This is a genomic window from Pedobacter sp. 01T416_2 (assembly GCF_056398925.1).
In genome coordinates this window covers 1-3457 of record NZ_JBFTQI010000645.1, presented here as the reverse complement: position 1 = coordinate 3457, position 3457 = coordinate 1, and the positions used below count along the sequence as shown (strand labels likewise).

The window sequence follows — 3457 nt, the reverse complement described above, 5'->3', positions numbered from 1 at the left end:
GCCTATGGCAGAGGCTATAATAGGCGAACTGGAAAAGGCACATTACCACATTGAAAGAAACGCAAACCCGAAAATTCTGTTTTTAGATGTATCTTTACAATTGGTAAAAATTATCAAGTTTAAAACGCTCCCCGCGGGGACTCAATATATATATAATTAATATGGGATGTGGAAGTTGTTCAACAGGTGGTGGTTGCACCCCTAATGGATGCAAAAGTAATGGCTCATGCGGCACCGGTGGTTGCCAAACAATGGAAGTTCACGATTGGCTATCTAATTTGGATATGCCTTCTAATTATAAACCTTTTCAGGTTACAGAAATCAAATTTAAAGGCTCACGCAAAGAGTTTTTCCTTAATAATGATAACATTTATCTCGAAATTGGAGAACTTGTTGCCGTTGAAGGACCAACTGGTGGTTTTGATGTGGGGCACGTTTCGCTTACGGGCGAACTGGTAAGGATCCAGATGAAACGCCGTAAAACGGCGCTCGATCAGGTAACCAAAAAAATCTACCGTAAGGCTACAGAAGCTGATGTAGAAAAATGGAATGCCGCTAAAGGGATGGAGTGGGAAACTATGCACAAAGCCCGTAAACTAGCCTTGGATCTTCGTTTACAGATGAAAATCAGTGATGTAGATTATCAGGCCGACAAAACCAAAGCCACTTTCTTTTATACAGCAGATGGACGTGTGGATTTCCGTGAGCTCATTAAAAAAATGGCAGAGAGTTTCCGTATCAGGATTGAAATGCGCCAGATTGGGATGCGTCAGGAAGCTGGCCGTTTAGGCGGAATTGGCTCCTGCGGTAGAGAATTATGTTGCTCAACCTGGTTAACCAATTTCAAAACCGTATCTACTGCTGCGGCGCGTTATCAAAATTTATCACTAAATACTTTAAAGCTTGCAGGGCAATGCGGTAAATTAAAATGCTGTTTAAATTATGAGCTAGATACCTATTTGGATGCTTTAAAAGATATTCCCGATAGAATTGAAAACCTTGATACTGAGGCTGGTTACGCCCGTCACCAAAAAACCGACATTTTCAAAAAAATCATGTGGTTCAGTTACCAGGGTGATGAAAACTGGATTCCTGTTAAAGCTGCGCGCGTAAAAGAGATCATGGCAATGAACAAGGCGGGCAAAAAAGCGCCTAACTTAAAAGAAGAGGCCGTTCAGATTGCTGCGCCGGTTGTAGTAGAAAAACCTTTCGATTATGAAAATGTAGTTGGTCAGGATAGTTTAACCCGTTTAGATGAACGCTCGAGGGGTAAAAACAACCAGAACAAAAACAATAATCAGAAAAACAGCCGCAACAACAACCAAAATAAAAGAGAAAGAATTCCTATCGGAGAGAAAAATGCAGGCCCTAATAATAGAACTCAGCAACCTCAACAGGGCGCGCAGAAAGCTCAACAAGGCGGCAAACAACAGCCTAATGGACCAAAGCCACAACAGGCAGTACCTAAACCACAGCATGTAAACGGGCCAAAACCTCAAAACAATAAGCCGAAACAACAGCAGCCACAAGCGCAAAAGCCTGTAGTAAAAGCTGAAGGAAATGTGGCGGCCGAGGGTGTTAAGCCAGAGCAGAGCAAAAATAAAAACAGAAATAACCGTAGGAAAAACAATAACCGCCGAAACAATAATAATGGCTCAGAAAATAAACCTGCTGCTGAATAAAAAGCAAATAATTTTGCTTGGCTTTTTATTCATTACTTCGCTATTTGTTAGCTGTACACGCAGCGTAATTGATAGTAATGTAGAAATTGCCAACCGCAGGTGGACCTACCGTAACCATATTTCGACACTGTTTGAGGTTAAGGATAATACTAAGGCCTACAACATTTATTTTAAGCTTAGACATACCGCCGATTATAAATATGCCAATATTTTTATCCTTGCCCATTTTAAAGATGGCAAAAAGATGATAACGCGGCGTTATCAATACAAACTCGCCAAAAATGATGGCGAATGGTTGGGCAGTGGTTCTGGGAATGTATTTAGTTATACCCTGCCGATGTTAACTAACTATCATTTTCCCCGAAATGGTAAGTTTGAGATCGAAATCGAGCAGAATATGCGCGATAATCCACTTTTAGAGGTAAGTGATGCTGGTTTATTGGTTGAAGAGGCAAAATAAGTTTTGTTTTGACTTAGCATTTTATTGATTATTTAACCCATTGTCATTGTTTATTTGTATTTGAGTGTATTTTTCGGAATTTTATTTGGAAAAGTTAGCTTTCTCACTACATATTTGTAATAAAATTGTTATTATTGTTTATAAACCTATGAACTATGATACGAATTTTACTCAAAAACATCCTACCCCTTCTCCTCATTTTAATTTCTCCTCAATTATTTGCCCAAGGCTTAAAGGGTAAGGTAACCGATTCTGCAGGCTTAGCTATTCCAGGTGCTACAGTTCAGGTAGTTGGCTCAAAAATTGGAACATCATCTGATGGAAATGGGCTCTATGCCTTAAAATTTCCTTCGCCCGGGGCTTATAAAGTGAGGATTTCTTTTACAGGCTACCAAACGGCCGAAGTAGCTGTTCAGATCGATAATGCCGTAAAAACGATGGATTTTGCATTGCAGGATGCGAAAGAACTGTTAAGTGATGTAGTTGTGGTTGGATCAAGGTCAACGCCAAGAACGAACATCGAAAGTGTGGTTCCTGTTGATCTGATTTCTACAAAAGACGTTAAAGTATTTGCGCAGGCAGATTTAACGCAGATTCTAAACTTTGTAGCGCCATCTTTTAGCTCTAACCGGCAAACCGTTGCTGATGGAACCGATCACATTGATCCTGCATCTTTACGCGGTTTAGGACCAGATCAGGTTTTGGTGCTGGTAAACGGAAAACGTAGGCATACTACAGCATTGGTAAACATTAACGGTACTTTCGGGCGTGGCTCTGTCGGAACCGATTTAAACTCCATCCCGGTTTCGGCAATAGAACGCATTGAGGTGCTACGTGATGGTGCTGCGGCGCAGTACGGTTCGGATGCCATTGCAGGAGTAATCAACATTGTGTTAAAAAAGGTAACACCGTATAGTTTTTCTACCTCTTTCGGTCAGTCTTCATCAAGTGCTTTAGGGCGCGATTTTAGCGATGGCAGAACCTTTCAGGTTGATTTTAGCAAAGGATGGGCATTTAAAAATGATAAAGGTTTCATCAATTTTGCAGCACAATACCTCCAAAGAGGCTATACGAACAGGGGTGGCCTAGACACCCGTCCGTTATTATATTCTGCGAGCCCAACTAAAGGTTCAACAGAAACCGAAGCTGATTTTCAAGCCCGTTTTGCAAGCTTAAAGGCTGCTGATGATGCAAGGGCAAGAGCAAACGGCTTGGATAGAAACAACATGCGCGTGGGTAACTCCGATTCGAAAAATGGAGGAGGTTTTTTAAACGGACAGTTTAATTTTGGTAAAACCACTCAATTGTACTATGC

The 3457-nt window shown here is 41.1% G+C and carries 3 protein-coding genes and 1 pseudogene; all 4 read left to right on the top strand.

The features are described from left to right. Window positions 1-160, top strand: a pseudogene (locus tag AC1DPQ_RS21730) (DNA polymerase III subunit); the annotation flags it as partial. Window position 161: 1 nt separating this feature from the next. Beyond that, window positions 162-1682, top strand: a complete 1521-nt coding sequence (locus AC1DPQ_RS21725; RefSeq protein WP_477580642.1) for a PSP1 domain-containing protein — start codon at window positions 162-164, stop codon at window positions 1680-1682. Next, window positions 1651-2142 carry a gliding motility lipoprotein GldH gene (locus AC1DPQ_RS21720; RefSeq protein WP_477580644.1) on the top strand — a complete coding sequence of 164 codons (492 nt, stop codon included), beginning with the start codon at window positions 1651-1653 and terminating at the stop codon, window positions 2140-2142. Before AC1DPQ_RS21725 ends, AC1DPQ_RS21720 begins: the two co-directional genes overlap by 32 nt. A 155-nt stretch (window positions 2143-2297) precedes the next feature. Then, a partial coding sequence (locus AC1DPQ_RS21715; protein ID WP_477610847.1) for a TonB-dependent receptor occupies window positions 2298-3457 on the top strand: 1160 nt, incomplete at its 3' end.